This is a genomic window from Alphaproteobacteria bacterium (assembly GCA_040220875.1).
GTDB lineage: Bacteria > Pseudomonadota > Alphaproteobacteria > JAVJVX01 > JAVJVX01 > JAVJVX01.
On the sequence record JAVJVX010000003.1, the window covers coordinates 442,776 to 461,751 of the forward strand.

Annotated in this window: 18 protein-coding genes; 12 read left to right on the top strand and 6 right to left on the bottom strand. The window is 62.8% G+C overall.

The window, feature by feature from the left end:
- Positions 1-5 precede the first annotated feature (5 nt).
- Together RLQ26_02120 and RLQ26_02125 are read right to left on the bottom strand one after the other, a co-directional pair.
- Positions 6-1,208: a phosphoglycerate kinase gene (locus tag RLQ26_02120; protein ID MEQ9087522.1), complete on the bottom strand. Its 1,203-nt coding sequence runs from the start codon at positions 1,206-1,208 to the stop codon at positions 6-8.
- 80 nt (positions 1,209-1,288) lie between these two features.
- Complete coding sequence (locus RLQ26_02125) at positions 1,289-1,783, bottom strand: DUF427 domain-containing protein (protein ID MEQ9087523.1); 495 nt, start codon at positions 1,781-1,783, stop codon at positions 1,289-1,291.
- Positions 1,784-1,905: 122 nt separating this feature from the next.
- Between RLQ26_02125 and RLQ26_02130 the strand changes: the two genes are divergently transcribed.
- Genes RLQ26_02130 through RLQ26_02140 form a run of 3 tightly spaced genes read left to right on the top strand, consistent with a single transcriptional unit; the run spans position 1,906 to position 4,941 of the window.
- A complete protein-coding gene (locus RLQ26_02130) occupies positions 1,906-2,838 on the top strand; it encodes a VOC family protein (protein MEQ9087524.1) in 933 nt (310 codons plus the stop codon).
- A gap of 9 nt (positions 2,839-2,847) precedes the next feature.
- Positions 2,848-3,603, top strand: a complete 756-nt coding sequence (locus tag RLQ26_02135; GenBank protein MEQ9087525.1) for an SDR family oxidoreductase — start codon at positions 2,848-2,850, stop codon at positions 3,601-3,603.
- A 15-nt stretch (positions 3,604-3,618) separates the two neighbouring features.
- Positions 3,619-4,941 carry an amidase gene (locus RLQ26_02140; GenBank protein MEQ9087526.1) on the top strand — a complete coding sequence of 441 codons (1,323 nt, stop codon included), beginning with the start codon at positions 3,619-3,621 and terminating at the stop codon, positions 4,939-4,941.
- Between the two features lie 12 nt (positions 4,942-4,953).
- On the opposite strand, the gene RLQ26_02145 is transcribed toward RLQ26_02140, so the two are convergent.
- The gene (locus RLQ26_02145) at positions 4,954-6,339 is read right to left on the bottom strand and encodes an acetylornithine deacetylase (GenBank protein MEQ9087527.1); all 1,386 of its coding nucleotides are present in this window, start codon (positions 6,337-6,339) and stop codon (positions 4,954-4,956) included.
- Positions 6,340-6,619: 280 nt separating this feature from the next.
- Between RLQ26_02145 and RLQ26_02150 the strand changes: the two genes are divergently transcribed.
- From RLQ26_02150 to RLQ26_02165, 4 genes are all read left to right on the top strand, one after another.
- Entirely contained in the window at positions 6,620-7,909 is a 1,290-nt protein-coding gene (locus RLQ26_02150; protein MEQ9087528.1) for a Rieske 2Fe-2S domain-containing protein, read from the top strand.
- A gap of 132 nt (positions 7,910-8,041) precedes the next feature.
- Complete coding sequence (locus RLQ26_02155; GenBank protein MEQ9087529.1) at positions 8,042-8,911, top strand: alpha/beta hydrolase; 870 nt, start codon at positions 8,042-8,044, stop codon at positions 8,909-8,911.
- Between the two features lie 11 nt (positions 8,912-8,922).
- Complete coding sequence (locus RLQ26_02160) at positions 8,923-9,576, top strand: class I SAM-dependent methyltransferase (protein ID MEQ9087530.1); 654 nt, start codon at positions 8,923-8,925, stop codon at positions 9,574-9,576.
- 19 nt (positions 9,577-9,595) lie between these two features.
- Positions 9,596-10,861, top strand: a complete 1,266-nt coding sequence (locus RLQ26_02165; protein ID MEQ9087531.1) for a Rieske 2Fe-2S domain-containing protein — start codon at positions 9,596-9,598, stop codon at positions 10,859-10,861.
- Here the strand turns inward: RLQ26_02165 and RLQ26_02170 are convergent.
- Complete coding sequence (locus tag RLQ26_02170; GenBank protein MEQ9087532.1) at positions 10,858-12,093, bottom strand: Zn-dependent hydrolase; 1,236 nt, start codon at positions 12,091-12,093, stop codon at positions 10,858-10,860. The genes RLQ26_02165 and RLQ26_02170 overlap by 4 nt on opposite strands.
- Positions 12,094-12,149: 56 nt before the next feature.
- On the opposite strand from RLQ26_02170, the gene RLQ26_02175 reads away from it, so the two are divergent.
- The 4 genes from RLQ26_02175 (at position 12,150) to RLQ26_02190 (ending at position 15,122) form a co-directional block, all read left to right on the top strand.
- Positions 12,150-12,812: an isochorismatase family protein gene (locus RLQ26_02175; protein MEQ9087533.1), complete on the top strand. Its 663-nt coding sequence runs from the start codon at positions 12,150-12,152 to the stop codon at positions 12,810-12,812.
- Between the two features lie 171 nt (positions 12,813-12,983).
- On the top strand, positions 12,984-13,598 hold the full coding sequence (locus tag RLQ26_02180) for a glutathione S-transferase family protein (GenBank protein ID MEQ9087534.1): 615 nt from the start codon (positions 12,984-12,986) through the stop codon (positions 13,596-13,598).
- 210 nt (positions 13,599-13,808) lie between these two features.
- Positions 13,809-14,081 (top strand): hypothetical protein, encoded by a 273-nt coding sequence (locus tag RLQ26_02185; protein ID MEQ9087535.1) that lies wholly within the window; start codon positions 13,809-13,811, stop codon positions 14,079-14,081.
- A gap of 15 nt (positions 14,082-14,096) precedes the next feature.
- Positions 14,097-15,122, top strand: a complete 1,026-nt coding sequence (locus tag RLQ26_02190) for a DUF1329 domain-containing protein (protein MEQ9087536.1) — start codon at positions 14,097-14,099, stop codon at positions 15,120-15,122.
- 70 nt (positions 15,123-15,192) lie between these two features.
- On the opposite strand, the gene RLQ26_02195 is transcribed toward RLQ26_02190, so the two are convergent.
- A complete protein-coding gene (locus RLQ26_02195; protein MEQ9087537.1) occupies positions 15,193-15,657 on the bottom strand; it encodes a YtoQ family protein in 465 nt (154 codons plus the stop codon).
- 570 nt (positions 15,658-16,227) lie between these two features.
- On the opposite strand from RLQ26_02195, the gene RLQ26_02200 reads away from it, so the two are divergent.
- On the top strand, positions 16,228-17,253 hold the full coding sequence (locus RLQ26_02200; protein MEQ9087538.1) for a metal-dependent hydrolase: 1,026 nt from the start codon (positions 16,228-16,230) through the stop codon (positions 17,251-17,253).
- A gap of 128 nt (positions 17,254-17,381) precedes the next feature.
- Here RLQ26_02200 and RLQ26_02205 read toward each other — a convergent pair whose 3' ends face one another.
- Positions 17,382-18,527, bottom strand: coding sequence for a serine protease (locus RLQ26_02205; GenBank protein ID MEQ9087539.1), 1,146 nt, complete (start codon positions 18,525-18,527; stop codon positions 17,382-17,384).
- Positions 18,528-18,976 lie beyond the last annotated feature (449 nt).

Here is an 18,976-nt window from a genome sequence, read left to right on the forward strand (position 1 = left end):
CGGGCCTAGCCAGATCGCCGCAGGGCAGCGATGCCGGGCAGGTCCCGCCCTTCGATCCATTCGAGGAAAGCGCCGCCCGCGCTCGAGACATAGGTCATCCGATCCAGCACCTCGGCGTGGCCGAGCGCGGCCACCGTATCGCCACCGCCGGCCACGCTGACGAGACCCGATGTCGTCGTGAGCGCGGCCACCGCAGTCGCTATCGCATTCGTCGCGGCATCAAAGGGCGGTACCTCGAAGGCGCCAAGCGGCCCGTTCCACAGCAGCGTGTGGCAGCGCTCCAGCTCGGTGCGGATCGCCTGCACACTCCTGGGCCCTATATCCAGAATCATGTCTTCCGCGCCGACGCCGTTGATGGCCACGGTGCGGGTTGCGACACCGGGAGCGAGCTTTCCCGCGACCACTGAATCCAGGGGCAGGATCAGCCTGCAGCCCCGCTCGCGGGCGCGCGTCTCGATCTCGCGTGCCGTTTCGGTCATGTCCTTTTCGACGAGGGACCGTCCGACAGGACGTCCGTCGGCAGCAAGGAATGTGTTGGCCATGGCGCCGCCGATGATCAGAACATCCACCTTGCCGATCAGGTGCAGGAGCACGGCGATCTTGGTCGAGACCTTGGCCCCGCCGACGATGGCGGCCACCGGATGCCGTGGATTTCCCAGCGCGCTTTCGAGCGCGGCAATCTCACGCTCCATGAGCCGACCCGCAACTGCCGGCAACACATGAGCCAGCCCCTCGGTCGAGGCGTGCGCCCGATGTGCGGCCGAAAATGCATCATTGACGTAAAGATCGCCCAGTTCGGCCAGTGCCGTGACGAAGTCCGGGTCGTTCTTCTCTTCACCCGGATCGAAACGCAGGTTCTCGAGCAGCAGCACCTCGCCGTCGTCCAGAGCCGCCACCGCGGTGGCGGCCACCGATCCCCTCCAGGCGGGGCAGAACTTCACCGGCCGCCCGTTCAGCGCCCGCGCCAGGACTGGCGCGACGGGTTCGAGCGACAAGTCTGGATCGAGCTTGCCCCTGGGCCTTCCGAAGTGAGAGAGCACGATCACCCGCGCACCCTTCTTCGCAAGCTCGCCAATGGTCTCGGCCGCGCCGCGAATGCGGGTGTCATCGCTTATTTCGCCGTCGGACATGGGCACATTGAGATCGGCCCGGACCAGAACGCGGCGGCCGGATATGGGGATATCGTCGAGGGTGGGAAAATTGGGCATGGCCGGATGGAGCCGTTCTGTTTGATTTCGGAGCAGGGTCTTTATTACCCCAAGACGGGGGCGGCGCAACCGCCGGCCACCTACCAGGCCTCGCTGCCCGGGACGCCCTTGAAGGGTCCCGTGAGATTGGCCGTGATCCAGCCGCCATAATACCGGCCCGGTTGCGGGATCACCTCTTCCTCCCCGACAAAGCAATGGTCGACCGCCTGGGCATAGAAGGCGAAATATCCCGCGATCTCCTCGAATGCGGGCCGGGGCCGGGGGTAGGACCAGGCCGCCAGCGTCGCCCGCCGGTCCCCCGACGCCACATCCCAGTAATCGGCCCGCCCCTTCCATTCGCAAAGCGTGTGATGCCGGGCCGGGACGAGGCACTCGCGTCGCACGTCCAGGGCGGGAACATAGTAGCTGGGCGGCGAGTTGGTCTCGATGATCCGGCGCGCGCGGCGCGTTTCGGCGAGCACCCGGCCGGCGAACTCCACCCGGATCGCCTGCGGAACCGGCTCGATCCGGGGCGGACGCGGATAATCCCGGACAGATTCGGGCGCTAAAGGGGGTGAATCCGGGAGAGAAGCCATGCCATTATCGCCGTGACCGCCAGGAGAGGGCGCGGCCGGTGGCCCTGGTAATAAAAAATTGCCTTAAAAATTTTTCCAAGTGCGTTAAAGTCTTGGTGTGAATTCATGCGCAGGAGGTTTTGATGGGTGTTAGCCAGCTCGCCTATGTCGGTATCAACATAACGGATGTCGCCGCGTGGCGTCACCTGGCCACGGATATCCTGGGGATGGAGGAACGCAAGCGAAAGGGTGGCGGTCCGCTCTATTACCGGGTGGACGACCATCATCATCGTTTCGCGCTTCATCCCGGCAAGACGGACGGCGTCGCCTATATGGGATGGGAAACATCGACCCGCGCGGATTTCGACGAGACGGTCGAAAGCGTGAAGAGGGCGGGATTGAAGGTCACGCCAGGCACAAAAAAGGAAAAGGATCTCCGCAAAGTGCTTGAACTCGCCAAGTTCACCGACCCAGGCGGGTTCCCGATGGAAATCTGCTACGGACCGCTGCATGACGAGGACCCGTTCCGTCCCGGCCGCGCGATCAGCGGATTCCACGCCGACCTGCTGGGAGCCGGCCATGTCGTGCTGTGCTACGGCGATTACAAGCCATCCTATGAGTTCTACACCAAGTATATGGGCTTCCGGCTGAGCGACTATATCCAGTTTCCGGAAACGGAAGTCGCGTTCCTCCACTGCAATCCTCGGCACCATTCGCTCGCCCTGTTCAATGAAGGGCTCGGCTCCAAGCCAGGCACGCTCAACCATTTCAGCCTTCAGATGAACTCGATCGACGATGTGGGCCGGGCCTACGATCTCTGCAAGGAGCATGACGTTCCGCTGGCGCTTTCCATAGGCCGGCACACGAATGACGAGATGATTTCCTTCTATCTGATTTCGCCATCGGGCTTTGCCATCGAGGTCGGCTACGGCGGACTTGAGGTCGATGACGAGACCTGGGAAGAAAAAAATTACACGGCGGCGGCGTATTGGGGCCACAGTCCGGAGGCCGGTCTTACGGGCGGTGGTCCGAAAAAATCGTCCGGCAAGCGCGCGCGCGGCCAGTTGAAAGCTTAGGCGGAAAATATGAGCGAGCAGGACTTCGACGGCCACGGCGTGCTCGTCGTCGGTGGCACGGGGGGAATCGGACGCGCGACGGCGGTCGCCTTCGCGGCCAAGGGTGCCCGGGTGGTTGTCGCCGGGCGCAACGAGGCGGGCGGGGCAGAAACCGTCGCTGCCATAAAGGCGGCGGGGAGCGAGGGCCGCTTCGTGCGCACAGACGTGACCCGAATCGACGAGGTCGAAGGCGCCTGCGCTGCGGTGGTGGGCTCCTTCGGCCGGCTCGACCACGCCTTCAACAACGCGGGCTGGGAAGGCACGATGGAGAAAACCGCCGACATCTCGCCCGAGAACTGGGACCGGATGATCTCCATCAAGCTTAACGGTGTCTGGGCCGGCATGAAATTCCAGTTGCGGCAGATGCTGGCGCAGAAATCTGGGACGATCGTCAACATGGCGGGGTCCTGGGGGCTCGTGGGCTTTCCCAATTACGCGTCCTATTGCGCGGCCGCTCACGGGATCATGGGGCTGACCAGGGCTGCAAGCCTGGAATATGCGCGCGAGGGAATCCGCATCAATGCGGTCTGCCCGGGCGCGGTCAAGGCGCCGCTACTCGACCGGATGACGGGCGGCGATGAGACCGCCCAGGACCAGTTCGGCCAATCCACGGCCATGGGGCGGCTTTGCTTGCCTGAAGAAGTGGCTGATGCGGTCCTGTGGCTGAGTTCTGCGCAGTCCAGCTATGTGAACGGCCACGGCCTCGAGCTCAACGGTGGCGGCTGACGAGCCCGTAATCGGATGACGAAGATTTTCCACGATCCGTGCCGACTGACGGCGCGAGAGGCCGCGCAGGCTCTCCAGAGCGACGAGCTGTCACCAGGCGAGTTGCTCGACGCGTGCCTGCGCCGGATCGCGGCGCGCGAGCCCACGGTCCGGGCCTGGGCGACGCTGGACCCGACCCAGGCGGCGGAACGGGCACGGGAGCTGGACGGGATGGCGCCGGCCCGGCGGGGGGGCCTGTTCGGCCTGCCGCTCGGCATCAAGGACATCATCGATACAGCGGATTTCCCGACCCAGTTCGGCTCGCCCGTCTTTGCCGGCCGGCGGCCCCCGAAGGACGCTCCGGTCGTGGCGCGTGCGCTCAGGGCGGGCGCCATCCTGCCCGGCAAGACCGTGACCACCGAATTGGCGACCTTTCATCCGGCCGATACCGCCAACCCCCATAACCCCGCGCATACGCCGGGCGGCTCGTCGAGCGGGTCGGCCGCGGCGGTCGCGGATTTTCACGTGCCCCTGGCGCTCGGCACGCAGACGGTCGGCTCGGTCGTCCGGCCGGCCTCCTTCTGCGGCATCGTCGGCTTCAAGCCGAGCCATGGCTGGGTATCGCTCAAGGGCGTGAACCCGCTGTCCGTTTCCTTCGATACGGTCGGGCTCATGGCGCGCGATGTCAGTGACATCTGGCTGCTCTGGGCAAGCCTCAGCGGGAAATCCCGCGTCCGCGCCATGACGCCGGTCGTTGCCGAGCGGCCCCGGGTCGCCTTTTGCCGGACACCCGACTGGCCGAAGGCCGAGCCCGCCATGCAGGCGCTCGTCCTGCAGACCGCGCGTGACCTGCAGGCGGCAGGGGTCGAGGTGGATGAAATCGAGTTCGGCGAGGATTTCTCCGGTCTCCACGCCGCACATCAGACCGTCATGGCGTTCGAGGCGGCACGTGATCTTGGTTATATCCGGACGAAGGACGGTGATCGAATTTCGCCTCTCCTGGGCGCGCTGCTGGCGGAAGGGGATGTCATCCCCAAGGGCGAATACGCGGAGGCACTCGATCTGCTGCGCCGCTGCCGCGATTTTACCGCAACACTCTGGGCGAAATACGGGCTCGACCTGTTGCTGGCGCCGGCCGCGCCGGGCGAGGCGCCGCACGGGCTCGGCAGTACGGGTGATGCGCGCTTCAACCGGCTTTGGAGCTATCTCGGCCTCCCCTGCGCGAGCCTGCCCCGTGGCCGGGGGCCGAACGGCCTGCCGCTCGGCATCCAGCTTGTCGGGGCCGCCGGCAAGGATGCGGCATTTCTTGCCAATCTCGAAGGTGTCTGGCGGGCCCTTGACCTCAGCCCGCTGCGCTAGCCCGCAGGGCCGTTAGAGCCCCACCTCCTTTCGCGACCGGCTGCATGTGTCGATGATCGCGTAGATCAGCTTCTTGCAGCACGGAACCAGATCCGGGATATGGGTCACGCCCATGCCGCCCAGTCCATCGGCGAGTTCCTCCGGCATGCCGTCATAGGGCCACGGCCAGCCCAGCCGCGCCATCGGAATCCCGTAGTTGCGGATCGCCGCGCCGTCCGTCTGCCCGCCGTGGCGCGGGGATTTGGGATGCTTCTTGCCTTCCACCCGTTCCCAGCCGCGCTGGGCCGAATGGATGATCCAGTTGTCGGGATCGGTCGAGCCCGTGGGGCAGGATGCGATCATCTCCCAGTCGAGATCGATCTCGGGGTGTTTCCGGCAAATCCGGTTCATCTGATCGCCAAACTGCGCCTTGACGTCCGAAGGCGGGGTGCGCGGCGTGATGCGGATATCGACAAGGATCTCGGTCGTGGCCGAGGGGAAGGCCGGGCGGTCCGGCCAGCCCGAATGGACGGCGGCAATCCAGCCCTCGGGCGAGATCTGGCCCGAAGCGTTCTTCTTGGTGTATTCGGGCAGCCAGGCCTCGATTTCCTGGATGACGGTGGCGGCCGGTACGATGGAGCTGCGGAAGGTGGGAATGCCGCGCGGGACGCCGGAATATCCCATCGAGCCCCGCACATTGACACGGAACCAGCACAGGCCGGCTTCCTCGTAATAGACGAAGTTCCAGGGCTTCATGATGAGGCCGAAATCGGCGGTGACGCCGCGGTTCAGCATATGCATGACGCCGTCGCTGAGGCCGCGTTTATCGCGCAGCGCGCTCGAGACCGGCATGCCTCCGCCGGCGAAGGCCAGGACGATATCGCCTTTCAATTGCGCACCCGATTCCTTCACACAGCGCGCCGCCTCGATCAGCGTCGTCACCATCGCCTTCGGATTGGCCGCGCCCAGGCCGACCACAAGCCCGTCGCGCAACTGCCCCTCGGGCACCATATCGGCCCGCAGCTCCGGCCCGCACCACGGGACATCGAAAGCGGGATCCGCCTCGATATGGGTATCTACCGGCGCATACAGCATGACGGAAGGACCGTCGCCCGAGCCGCGCAGATAGGCGACCGCGTTGCCCGAATCTTCCGTCATGGGCTGGTATTCCGCCTCGAAGCCGGCCTCGTCGAGATAACGGGCGATGAACTCGCTGATCTCGCGCTCCTCGCCGGTCGGGCTGTGAATATCCGTGAGCGCCAGGTCGAGTTGCTGCAGGCGCTCCTCGCTGATGAGGCCGGCGGCCTTCTCGAACCATTTTTCCTGCCGCGCGGCGAGGGGCAATTGCCGCGTCCTGACATGTTGCGGCGCCTCGCGCCGCCCCGCTGAGCCTTTTGAACTGCCTGCCCGTGCCGCCATGTCTCCGTCTCCCCCTGAAAATACCGATTGCCCGCCTCGCCCAGATCCTAACCGGCTCGCCGGGGGAACAGGGTCTTTTTCGCTGGGCCGACCGGATCATAGGCTAGATCAGGCAAAATAAAAAATTAAGGCAATTTTTGATAAAGGCTTCCCCCCGTCCGGCCGCTTGGCTAGAGTCGACCCGAGAGGCGCTCAGTCAGCACGACAAGGGTGTCGCAGCGCCGGGAGATCGAGGGCCGGCATGTCCGGTCGAGGAGAGAGCGATGAAGAGGAGAGAGCGATGAAACAGAACGCGATTGCAGCAGACCTGATCAAGCGTACCGCGGCCTACGTGCCCGATTTCGAAAAGGACGGGACGGAGGATCCTGCCACGCGGGACAAGCCGTGGCAGGGCTGGCTTGATGCGGAGTTGGGTTTTCGTAATCACTGGTATCCGACCGAAGCCAGCCGCAACATCCGCGAGGGCGAGCACAAGGCGATCAAGCTTCTGGGCGAAGAAATTCTCTACCTTCGCCGAGGCGGCAAACTTCACGCCATCGAGGATCGGTGCAGCCATCGCGGCACCAAGTTTTCCATGCGTCCGATCACCTATACGGACGATACCATCACGTGCTGGCACCATGCCTTCATGTTCGATCTGAATGACGGGCGCATCCGCTGCATCCTGAACGATCCCGAATCGTCGCTGTGCGGCAATGTCGGCATCAAGGCCTATCCGGTCCGCGAGGAAAAGGGCGTGATTTTCACCTTCGTCGGTGACATGAACCCGCCGCCGCCGCTCGAGGACGATGTGCCGCCGGGCTTTTTCGACGAGGACGTGGCGGTATGCGTCGCCGACCCCTACGTGGTGAAGGCCAATTGGCGCCTGGGCTGCGAAGGCGGTTACGACCCGGGCCATCACTACATTCACAACTGGTCCAAATTCGCCATCAACGCGCGCATTCCAATGTCGTTCGGCTGGGTGTCGAAGAAGGAAGCGCTGCTCGAAACGGCCATCTACCAGAACCCGACGGACGGGCCGCGCGGCTTCACGCGCTATGCGTCCGAAACCACCATGGGTCTGTCGGTGGATGTGCCGGGCAAGAACGGCAGCGCGCCTTTCACGGTGACCCTGCCGATTGCCGAGGGCATGACCGAGCCGGAGATGGCGCGCTTTTCCGAGCTTCAGCAGGAAACCACGATCGGCCTCTGGATGCCGTGCGGGCTCAAGGTCGATCCCTGGCCGTTCCCGGGCGTTGTCCATAACGAGTATTACGTGCCGCGGGACGCCAATTCCCACTACTACTTCCAGTGCGGCTGGAAGCGGTGCAAGAGCGAAGAGGAGGCCGATGAGTGGGCCAACGGCGAATTGGGTCAGGTTCGGTGGAAAGTGCCGGTCGTCGAGGATTTCACCATCCAGGACGCCGAGGCACGTGAGGGCATCGCCCAGTTCTACTACGAGGAAGGGGGCTGGGATCAGGAACAGCTCGCCCGCTCGGACGTGGAGCTTCTGATGTGGCGTGTTTTCGCCGGCGAGGTCGCCCGGGGTATCCAGAAGCGTGAGCATACGCTCGGCCACTTCAAGCGATAACCGGACAAGCCGTAAAAGCTGGCCGTAAAAACTGGCCAGCCGGAAAAAGAAACGCTAAAACCGACGCCACAAGTCAACTTGGTTCGAACGGACGAGCGCGTCCTGGGGGCGCCGAGGAACGAGGGAGTGCCTATGTCGACAATTCACAACGATCTACTGGGATGCGAGCAGACATTCGTTGATACCGGCAAGTACCGGAGCCGGATCATCGAGAAGGGTGAGGGAACTCCACTCATCCTGATGCACGGCGGTGGCGGCCACGCGGAGACCTATGCCCGCAATATGGATCGCCTGTCGAAGGTTTGTCATCCCATCGCTATCGATTTCATCTGGCACGGCATGTCCTCGGCGCCGAAATATGACGAAGGAAACTGGCTGAAGCAGTTCACCGACCAGATTCTCAACTTCATGGACCATCGGGGAATCGAGAAAGCCTTTATCGAAGGGGAATCCCTTGGCGGCTGGATCGTCTACGATATGGCGATCAACCACCCGGACCGAGTGGCGGGCGCCATCCTGAACACTGCCTGGGGCATGAAATTCAAGCCGGGCGCCGTCGAGGAGACGGTCTCGGACCTGGACTCGTTGCGGACGACTTCGCTGAATGCACTCAACAACCCCAACCGCGAGACGATCAAGGCACGCCTCGACTGGCTGATGCCGCTGGGTGGGGCGACGGACGAGCTGGTGGAGCTGCGTTACAAGCTGTGGACCATCCCGCAGACCAAGAACGCGCTGCTGGAATACTATGACCGCCTGTTCCATCCCAGTTGCCAAGGTTACCTCTTCAACGAAGAGCATATCCAGACCATCAGCGTGCCCACCCTCGTTCTCTGGACGGACAAGAACCCGTTCCACGGCGAGGATGTGGCGGAATATCTGAAGTCGCTGATCAAGGGGTCCGATCTCCATATCATGCGCAACGCCGCCCATTGGCCTCAGTGGGAACTGCCGGAAGAGCATGACGAGGTCGTGACCAAATTCATCCAGAAGAACGACTGAGAGCATACATCGTGTCAGATCCGGCGGTGGCGAGGACGAGGGCGGGGACAGAGGGCCTTTCGGACATCAGCCGCCGGACCCTGGCGCATTATTCGGCCACGGCTGAATCCTTCTGGGAAAATACCCGGGATCACGACGTCAGCCAGAACTATGAGGCGTTCCTCGGCGCGATAGGGGGAGCGCCACCCTTTCGCATCCTCGATCTCGGCTGTGGACCCGGCCGCGACCTGGTCCATTTCAAGTCACTCGGTCACGAGGTAACAGGCCTCGACGGCTGCGAGACCTTCGTGCGCATGGCGCACGAGCGCTCGGGTGCCGAGGTCTGGCATCAGGACTTCCTCGATCTTGATCTGCCAAGCGGGGCGTTCGACGGTATCTTCGCCAATGCCGTCCTCTTCCATGTGCCGGCCCGCGTGCTCCCCGATGCGCTGGCCCGTCTACGCCGCGCCCTCAAGCCGCGTGGGGTTCTGTTTTCGTCAAATCCACGGGGAAAGAACGAAGAGGGCTGGAATGGCCCGCGCTATGGCAGCTATCACGATCTGGCCGCCTGGACCGGTTTCCTGACGGAGGCCGGGTTCGAACTGATCGATCATTACTTCCGGCCCGAAGGTCGCCCGCGGGAGGAACAGCCCTGGCTTGCGACGCTGGCGCGTCGCAGGGGATAAATTTTTCAAGGAGATGGATATGGCTGAAAAGTTCACCCGGACGCTTATCGATGAAACGAGCGGCCATGTCGAAGTGCTCAAGGAAAAAACGCGCAAGGGCGCCAAGCCCTGGCAGGTCTGGCTGGACGCCGAACTGGGGCTCCGGAACTACTGGTATCCGGCGGCGCTGAGCCGTCACCTGGCGGAAGGCGAGCACAAGGCGGTCAAGCTTCTGGGCGAGGAGATTCTGCTGATGCGGCAGAAGGGAAGAGTTTTCGCCCTCGAAGACAGGTGCCCGCATCGCGGTGTCAGGTTTTCGGCGCGTCCGCTCTTCTATACCAAGGAGACTCTGAGCTGCTGGTATCATACCTGGACCTTCGATATCGAAACCGGGCAGTTGCGGACCATCCTGAACGAACCGGACTCGCCCCTCATCGGGAAGTGCGGGGTAAAAAGCTACCCGGTGGAGGAACGCAAGGGGATCCTGTTCATCTTTGTCGGCGATGAAAAGCCGGGGCCGGTGGAGAACGATGTTGCCCCTCATTTCCTTGACGACAACGCCGTCATCTACGCCACTGAGCCTTATGATATCGAGTCCAATTGGCGCCTTGCCTGCGAGAATGGCTACGATCCGGGCCACCAGTTCATTCACAACTGGTCACCGCTCAGCCTCGATATGGGAATGCACACGTCTTTCGGCTACACGTCGACCCCGGCGGATCTCCAAGAAACCATCGATTACCGGACGGAGCACGGCGCGCCTCAGGGCTTTACCCGCAAGGTACAAAAGACGACCTTCAATCACCGGGCCGAAATTCCGCTGAAGGACGGTACCAAGAAGGAGATCATCCTGCCGCTGGCGCGAGGCAAGTCGGAGGAAGAGCTCCGCAAGGTGACGCAGATCATCTACGAGGGAACGGTCGGGCTGTGGCTGCCTTGCATGCTGCGGGTCACCACCTTCCCGCAGCCTTACTGCACCCATTACGAGGCCTACGTCCCCAAGGACGAGAAAACCCATACCTATTTCCAGTTCGGTGTCATTCACACCGACGACGAGGAATGGGCCGATCGCTGGCTGACGGAAGAGGGGCCGCTCCTCTGGGAGGAGCCGGTCGTGCGCGGTTTCACCATCGACGACGCCTTCGCGCGCAAGGAAATGCAGAAATTCTACGGCGAAGAGGACGGCTGGAACCGAGAGCGGCTGTACCGGCCGGACGTCGAACTCACCATGTGGCGCAAATTTGCTTCCGAGCACGCGCGCGGGGTGCAGACCCGCGAGCACGCGAAGGGGCATTTTCCGCGCTAAACGGGCTCCGCCAGATCGAGCAGCGCATTGGCCAGCACATGGGTGCCGGCCGCCACATCCGCCGGTGTCGCGGCCTCCGCCTCGTTATGGCTGATGCCCTTCTCGCACGGAATGAAGATCATCGCGCTCGGGCAGATCTTAGCCATGTTCGCGGCATCGTGAAGCGCGCCCGAGGGCAGGTCCATATGGCTGTAGCCGAGCGTACCGACTGTGTCGCGAATGCGGTCCACCAATTCGGGCTCGAAGCGCGTGGGCGGCGCATCGAATACCTGGCTGACCTCGACATCACAAGGGACCGCCAATTCGGCCGCGGCCGCCCGTATCCGGGCTTCGTAGCGGTCGAGCGCGGCCACCTCGGGGTGGCGCAAATCGATCGTGAAGACGACCCGGCCCGGCACCGTATTGGGCGAACCCGGGAAGGCTTCGATCTGGCCTACCGTGAACCGGGTTATATCGGCCTCGCCATCGTCGGCCTCGGCCAGCAGGCGCGCCAGTATCCGGCTGGCGGACACCATGGGATCGCGCCGGTTGCGCCGCGGCGTCGTGCCGGCGTGAGCCTCCTCGCCGCCGAGCGAAACGCGAAACCAGCGTGCGCCCTGAATGGCGGTGACGACACCGATGGTCTTGCCGGCGGCCTCCAACACGGGCCCCTGTTCGATATGAGCCTCGATATAATGGCTTGGCGTCGGAAAGGGTGCCTCGGGGATGTCTGGCGTGGTTGCGAGGAAATCGACCAGGGCGGTGGTGACAGTGACGCCCTTGCCGTCGGTATGGTCCTCGAATTCCGGTATGGTCAGTCGGCCCACATAGACACCGGAGCCCATCAGTCCCGGCGTGAACCGCGAGCCTTCCTCGTTGGTCCAGGCGACCGTCGCGACGGAGCGTCGCGTGCGGATGCCCGCATCTCGAAAGGCGCACAGGGTTTCCAGCCCCGCGAGCACGCCGTAGGCTCCGTCGAATTTGCCGCCCGTAGGCTGGCTGTCCGCGTGCGATCCTGTGAGCACCGGCGCGAGATCCGGCTCCGTTCCGGGAAAGATCATGAAGAGGTTGCCGATCGCATCCGTCTGCAGGTCGAGGCCGGCCTCCCGTGCCCAGGTGGCGAGCTGCCGGCGGGCGGCGCCGTCGAGATCGGACAGGGCGGGCCGGTTGACGCCGCCCTTGTCGGTCGCGCCGATTGTCGCCAGCGCCATGTGGCGGTCCCAAAGTCGTTCCGAATTGATGGAAAGAGGCATGCAGTGTTCCTTTCTTATTCCGTTTTTTAGTACGTCAAGCAGTCGAGAGGAAGACCATGACAGAAGGAAAAAATGACGGGTCGTCGGATCGGTACCGGGAAATGGGGTATGACGGCCAGGCTGTCGGGTTCGGCGACCGGCCCGGCATCGTCGTGGTCGATTTTCAGCGCGGCTTTACCGAAAAGGGATTCGCGCTGGGGGGTAGCCCGATGATCGACGCGGCGGTTGAACAGACAGCGCGGCTTCTCGGGCCGGCGCGGGCGATGGGGATCCCCATTGCGAGCTGCCGCATGGCTTATCAGGACCGCCGGCAGATGCCGCGCTGGAAGATCACGTTGATGTATGAGGGCGAGTTCTTTATCGGTCATCCCGCGACCGAGATCGACCCGCGGATCCATGACGAATCGGACCTTGTTGTGGAAAAGACGGCGCCTTCCATATTTTTCCAAACCCCGGTCGCCGCCTATTTCACCCGGCATAACGTCGATACGGTGATTGTGACCGGCTGCAACACCAGCGGTTGTATCCGGGCAAGCGTTATCGACAGTTTTTCCCATGGCTGGCACACGATCATCGCGCTGGAATGCATCAGTGACGTCGAGGCGGGGCCGCATGAGGCAAACCTCCTGGACATGGGCCGTCGCTACGCGGATCTTCGATCGCTCGACGAGGTTCTGGCCTATCTTGAGCAACTCCGCCAACCGGACCGCCCGGAATGACGGTCTCACCCCGTCTGTCAGGATGTCGCGGTGTCACAAAAGAGTCATCGCGGGCGCACGCCGCCAGTTTCCGGTGGTGATCGGCCGACACGCGCGGCTATGCTGCCGCCTTGTGGAATTCCAACGCGCCTGGCCTCGTGGCCGGGCGTTCAACAGACAGGGAGTAACTGAATGCTGAAGCTTTACGGTGTCGTCCAGTCGCGCGCCCCCCGCTGCCAATGGATGCTGAACGAGCTAGGGGCCGATTACGAGCATATCCCGACCAACCAGGCGACGGGGGATACACAGGCGTCTGAATTTCTGGCGGTTAATCCGAACGGAAAGATTCCGGTGCTCGATGATGACGGCTTCCGGATCTTCGAATCGATGGCGATCAACCTCTATCTCGCCATGAAATACAAGGGCGAACTCTGGCCCGACTCGCTCCAGGCGCAGGCGCAGGTCGTACAGTGGAGCTTCTGGGCCATGACGGAGATGGAGCCGCTGCTCATTACCCTCCTGATGGAGAGGCTGTTCAAGCCCGAAGACCAGCGCAACGAGGCCGCCGCAATCGAGGCCCGGAAGTCCATGGACCGGCCCCTCAAGGTGCTGGACGACCACCTGGCGGCGCAGCCGTTCCTCGTCGGCGGCAGTTTCACGGTGGCTGACCTCAACCTCGCCTCCGTGATGGCTTTGCTGACGTATTTGAACGAGGATTACAGGGACTACCCCAAGGTCCAGGCCTGGTTCGAGACATGCGTGGGGCGGCCGGCCTTCCAGAAAATTTACGCAGAAGCGGCCGAATAGCCCGAGTATTCGCTGTTTCCGGGATGATCGGACGGGGCATGCCCCGTCCGATCACTCAATCGTGATCCTCCATGCGGTCCTCGAACGGGCCTGCTGCCCCAACACCAATTGACAGAAATTTAAGCATGTCAGCTAATCGGCGTTGGGAGTTAACAAACAGGAGGATCTCACATGAGGGGACCACGGCAAAGGCCGGTGGGGCGGACCGGTATGTCCGCACTCGCCTTGTCACTCGCCTTTTCGCTGGCCGGGCTGGCCAAGGCGCCGGGGGCGGGCGCTGAAGAACTCGCACCCATGTCCATGATCAATAAAGGGAACTTTGATCAGGTCAAGGACATGACCTACGAAGGCAACCGCGTGGGCGATCTCGTTCCGGAACGCATGGAATGGCAGATTCGCAATCACGGGATGGAGCTTCAGGTTATGGCAGACCAGGGGCCTTTCCTGCTCGACCCCCGGATCTATGAAGCGACCGAGAAATAAAAGGGGCAGCCGAGACTGAACCCCGAGACTTTCGAGCTCGAGAACTACACGTCGGGCGAGCCGTTCCCCGAGATCGATCCGGAGGATCCTCTTGCGGCGGCGAAGGTGATCTGGAACTACACCGTGGCGGAACCGCACGGGGATCAGTTCTACTGTCCCTTCACTTTCAATCTGGTTGATGGTGACTCCGGGATCGAGCGTATCCAGCAATGGGTCTTCACCCGTTACTACATGTACGGGCGTGTTACCGGAGGACCGGAGGTCATCGGCGATGGCTCGATCTATCACAAGGGGCTTCTCTTCGCGACCTATCCCCAGGATGTGAAGGGGCTCGGCACCTTCGCGATCCGTTACTGGGACCCCAAGTTCGACGATATCTGGGCCTATGTCCGGACTGTCCGGCGGGTGCGTCGGCTGTCGGGTGGCGCCTGGATGGACCCGATCGGCGGCACGGACCATTTGAACGACGATCTCGAGACGTTCAATGCCCATCCGGCCTGGTACAAATCGTACAAGCTGCTGGGCAAGCAGAAGGTCTTTGTGGTCTCGCGCAGCCAGTTCCCGGTCTGGGAGTCCAATCCGTCCCGCCGCTGGTCCTGGTTCCCGGATGAAAGCACGGTGGAGCAGCAGTTCCCGCGCATGGACCTCGAAAACGCGCCGTACTGGAATCCGAAGGATGTCTACGAGGCCCGCGAGGTTTACGTGGTGGAATCCATCCCGCCCGAATATCACTCGTATTCAAAGCGGATCAACTGGTTCGATGCCACGTCGTGGCGGCCCTATTATTCGGCCGGTTACGATCGCAAGGGCGAGTTCTGGAAATGGATCCATTTTGCCAGCGGCTGGTGGGAAGAGCTTTCGGGTTACGTCAATCCGAACACAGGCCAGTCGGTGAAGTACAACTTCACCCAATGGGGTGTGAATATCGATTTTCAGCGGCGTCACGCGACGTTCTTCAATATCGCGGCGTGCAGCATGAACGATCCGAATCTGTCGGAGGACGATTTCACCCTGGCCGAGCTTGAGGCCGCCGGCCGCTAGACGGCCTCGCGGGTAACGTGAAACCGCCGGTCGCGATATCGTGGCCGGCGGTTTTTCGTGCCCACGCGCCTTAGTCGGACAGTTCTCCCAGGCTCACATAACGCAGCAGCGAGACGACCTGCTCTGGCGTCGAGGCCACGGCCAGCGCGGCGCCATCCACCTCCTTGAGCGCATGGGTCAGGGACGGTTCATGCAGGGTGATAAGGCATTTGCCCAGCGCGGCCGCAAAGCCGGCGTCGAAGGCAGCATTCCACTGCTTGTATTTGTCGCCAAACCGCACGACGACAATATCGGCACGTTCGATCAGCGTGCGGGTCCGGATGGTGTTGACGCGGGCTCCCTTGTGGTCCTTCCAGAAATCATCCTTTTCGGGCCCCAGAATGCGGACGCCGCAATCGTCGCTGACGCCATGGTCCGTGACGGGCGAGAGCAATTCCACCGGGAGCTGTGCGTCCCGCACGCCCGTTTCGATGCGTTGGCGCCAATCGGTATGGATTTCGCCTGACAGATAAACGGTCCAGCGCTGGGCGGTCATGGGTCTCCCTTTCTGCGGTTAGGCCCCGTGCCTAGTCTCGCGGTGCAGCAACTCCAATGAGGGGATAGCAGAATTTGCCCCGGGATCAAGAGCGCTCCGGTCGCGACACACTCGAGTGAGGGATCGGTCAGCGGGCCAGGGGCCCGGACAGGTGCTGTTGCCGGCGTGCCTGAAAGGCCGGGGCGGATCTTATCGCGCGCGGCACCCGGTGCCACGAGATGCCGGAAGTGCGACGCGGCCTGCCGGGGACGTGGCCCAATCGGGCCTTCACGGCCGGGGCAAATCGAACTTAAATAACAATGCTGCTCTCGGGGTAGGTTCGAGAGGCCGGCGCCTGATGCGGGACGCGTCAAACGACGCCGGGCAAGCGGGGGACGCAAGACCATGAGCTATCATCGCCTTGCCTGGATGGTGCCGACGTGACACTCGTGGGGGGTGCCAGAAGGTGAGCGAAAGTCACGGGCCGTTCAGGGCAGGCATTGACCCCGGCGCGCACGCCAATCTTGACCAAGCCCGCAAGGCGCCGGAGGCCAGCACGCGCACCAGCCTGAACAGGGTGGCTAATTTGTCATGGACCCGCTGAGCCAGGGCGCCGTTGGCGCCGCCCTTCCGATGGCCACGCGCCGGCGTGCCCAAGCCGCCGTGGCCGGCACGCTCGGCTTCGTCGCCGGGATGACGGCGGATCTGGACGTCCTGATCCGCTCACAGACGGACACGTTGCTGTTTCTGGAATACCACCGGCAGTTTACTCATTCCCTGATCTTCGTTCCATTGGGCGGCCTGATCGTCGCCGCTTTCCTGCACCGGCCGTTCCGGCGCTGGCACGGCCTGACGTTCCCGGGGACATGGCTGTTCTGCGGCCTCGGTTACGCTACTCACGGCCTGCTCGATACCGCGACTTCCTATGGAACCGTGCTGCTGTGGCCGTTCAGCGACGAACGGTTTTCCTTCGCCATCATCTCCATCGTCGACCCTCTGTTCACCCTGCCGGTCCTGGCCCTCGCCGCCATCGGCATGATCCGGCGCAGCGGCATCTGGGGCCGCGCGGCCCTGGCATGGGCCGTGACCTACCTGATGCTGGGGACGATCCAGCACCATGCCGCACTGGCCATGGGCCATGCCCTGGCGGCGGAACGGGGCCATGCGCCGCTGCGGCTCGAGGTCAAACCCAGCTTTGCCAACATCCTGGTGTGGAAAGTGGTCTATGAAACTTCTGACCGCTTCCATGTCGACGCGGTGCGCGCCGGCATCGCGCCTACGGTCATGCCGGGCACGTCCATTCCCCGACTCGATCCGGCGCGGGATTTTCCCTGGCTGCCGGCGGCCGCGCAGCAGGCGCGGGACGTCGCGCGGTTCACCTATTACAGCGACGGCTACGTGGCGCGCGATCCGGCGCGACCCGACCGTGTCATCGATGTGCGCTATTCTCTCATACCGAACGAAATCGCGCCGCTGTGGTCGATCGGCATCGCGCCCGACGCCGGGCCCGATGCGCATGTCACGTTCGACACCCATCGAGAATCGGCACGCGCGCGTCTGCCCGAATTGTGGCGGATGATCGTACAGCCGGCGGCAGGAAACGGGGCGGACGACTGATCCTCGCTATGGTGCCGGCTGAGGGACTCGAACCCCCGACATCCGGTTTACAAACCCGATGCGGCAAGACTTGGACCGGAAGAGGGCCTGGCCGAGCGCGCCGCCCAGGGGTTCTGTCCCGCTTTTCGCTAGCGCTTCAAGTTGACTGGAAGCGAATTGTCGATCTGCCTATCGAAGCACTTCAGCCACTCCACATAGTCATCTGCCTCAAGGACGGAACGCATCTGTGTATAGCATTGCCGAAGCGCAGCATGCTCCAGGGTCCCGATTCTCGAATCCTTCATGTGTTTCTGCAGACGGTCATAGGCATCGCTGTTGGATTTAATGCATTTCCGCAGCCGCGCAGTATCGTTGGACATGATACGAGCGCAGTAATCGCGCGTGCTCTCAAGCAACTCCGGCCTCTCAGAAAAGACTTTTTCGGCCGGCAATTCGGCACAAACCACCTTAACGGTTTGTTGTTTCAAGAGAGCGTCCGGGTCATCCAGCCGGGCCTCCGCTCTGGATAGGGACTTCGAGTAAGGAATATTTTGAGCCTCCAGAAAGAGCTGGAGCATCTCGGTCTTAAGGGCGAATCCCAGGCGCGAAACAATGCCATCGTTTTTCCGCGTGGCTTCCCCCACCAGAAGTCCGACGACCCGCCCGGTGGAATCCAGCACAGCGCTCCCGCTATCACCCAGGTCGACGCCAACACCAATGAAAGTCTGGAGGCGAGCGTCCTCGCCCGGCCCGTGGAGTGCGACAACACGCCCGGTTTTTGCACTTTTCTGCCCGTCCGGCCGGCCGTAGTAGATGGTGCCCTCCGGCAAAGCCGGGTCACGTTCGCTGAATTCGCTCACCGACTCAAACCTTACCGGAACCGCCAGAAGGGCAAGATCGTTGGCCACATCGAGTTCCTGAACAGTCGCTTTGGTCCGGTCACCCCCCATAATCGACTGTATGGCTACCAGTCCGCACCCTTGGACGACGTGCGCCGCAGTCAGGAGGTAGGTGCTGTCGGCTGTGGCGTGCACGGGAAATCCCAAGCCGCTGCGAAGCTTCGCTGTGCTCGCATTTTCCTGAGCACTGCCAACCACAGGCTTGAGATGCCCCGGACCGTTGACAGAATCCAGCGGCAGGGAGGCGTCTCTGCCCGGCACTGGCGCATGCGGGTCACCGCGGTAGGCCGTGAGCCACCAGGCGCCAGCCGCGGCGGTACCGATAGCGAGCAAAATCCCCAGGATTGAGCGAAAACGAAAACGAGGCCTGGAAGAGCGAGATCGGCGCTGTCTCATGCTTACCCTCGTAATTGTTGTTATTGAGCGTAGTTGGCTTGCCGTCCCTGCTGCACCAGGAAGCCAGATCTCTGAGAGAACACGTTGTATCAATGAAATGCCAGGGAGCCCGGGAAATCAAGGCCCGGTCCTGAACGACGCTAAAACACGCTATTTCAGCTACTTCGCGCGCCACAGATTCCGGTTTGGATCGCCGGACGGATTTCGGGAGGAATGCCGTCTGCCACTCGCGCGAGGCCTGCAGATTGTCGCGTCCTCGAGATGCCGAGAAAAGGGGTCACGATATTCCGCGCCGCGGTCGGAACGGCGCTTCTGGCGGTATAGCCACGGCGCCTCGAAATCATACCGATAGGGCACCGCCGGCCCCTCTCCCATGAGAGATTCCCCGAAGTCCCTCTCTCCCGCCGTACACGACGCGAGGACTCGCCCGTACCTGTCCCGGCCGTCCT

Coding starts and splice junctions, on each gene's coding strand:
- RLQ26_02140 (MEQ9087526.1), top strand. CDS start 3,619: ATGACGAAGATTTTCCACGATCCGTGCCGACTGACGGCGCGAGAGGCC.
- RLQ26_02180 (MEQ9087534.1), top strand. CDS start 12,984: ATGCTGAAGCTTTACGGTGTCGTCCAGTCGCGCGCCCCCCGCTGCCAA.
- RLQ26_02120 (MEQ9087522.1), bottom strand. CDS start 1,208: ATGCCCAATTTTCCCACCCTCGACGATATCCCCATATCCGGCCGCCGC.
- RLQ26_02125 (MEQ9087523.1), bottom strand. CDS start 1,783: ATGGCTTCTCTCCCGGATTCACCCCCTTTAGCGCCCGAATCTGTCCGG.
- RLQ26_02200 (MEQ9087538.1), top strand. CDS start 16,228: ATGGACCCGCTGAGCCAGGGCGCCGTTGGCGCCGCCCTTCCGATGGCC.
- RLQ26_02185 (MEQ9087535.1), top strand. CDS start 13,809: ATGTCCGCACTCGCCTTGTCACTCGCCTTTTCGCTGGCCGGGCTGGCC.
- RLQ26_02150 (MEQ9087528.1), top strand. CDS start 6,620: ATGAAACAGAACGCGATTGCAGCAGACCTGATCAAGCGTACCGCGGCC.
- RLQ26_02175 (MEQ9087533.1), top strand. CDS start 12,150: ATGACAGAAGGAAAAAATGACGGGTCGTCGGATCGGTACCGGGAAATG.
- RLQ26_02135 (MEQ9087525.1), top strand. CDS start 2,848: ATGAGCGAGCAGGACTTCGACGGCCACGGCGTGCTCGTCGTCGGTGGC.
- RLQ26_02205 (MEQ9087539.1), bottom strand. CDS start 18,527: ATGAGACAGCGCCGATCTCGCTCTTCCAGGCCTCGTTTTCGTTTTCGC.
- RLQ26_02145 (MEQ9087527.1), bottom strand. CDS start 6,339: ATGGCGGCACGGGCAGGCAGTTCAAAAGGCTCAGCGGGGCGGCGCGAG.
- RLQ26_02155 (MEQ9087529.1), top strand. CDS start 8,042: ATGTCGACAATTCACAACGATCTACTGGGATGCGAGCAGACATTCGTT.
- RLQ26_02170 (MEQ9087532.1), bottom strand. CDS start 12,093: ATGCCTCTTTCCATCAATTCGGAACGACTTTGGGACCGCCACATGGCG.
- RLQ26_02130 (MEQ9087524.1), top strand. CDS start 1,906: ATGGGTGTTAGCCAGCTCGCCTATGTCGGTATCAACATAACGGATGTC.
- RLQ26_02195 (MEQ9087537.1), bottom strand. CDS start 15,657: ATGACCGCCCAGCGCTGGACCGTTTATCTGTCAGGCGAAATCCATACC.
- RLQ26_02165 (MEQ9087531.1), top strand. CDS start 9,596: ATGGCTGAAAAGTTCACCCGGACGCTTATCGATGAAACGAGCGGCCAT.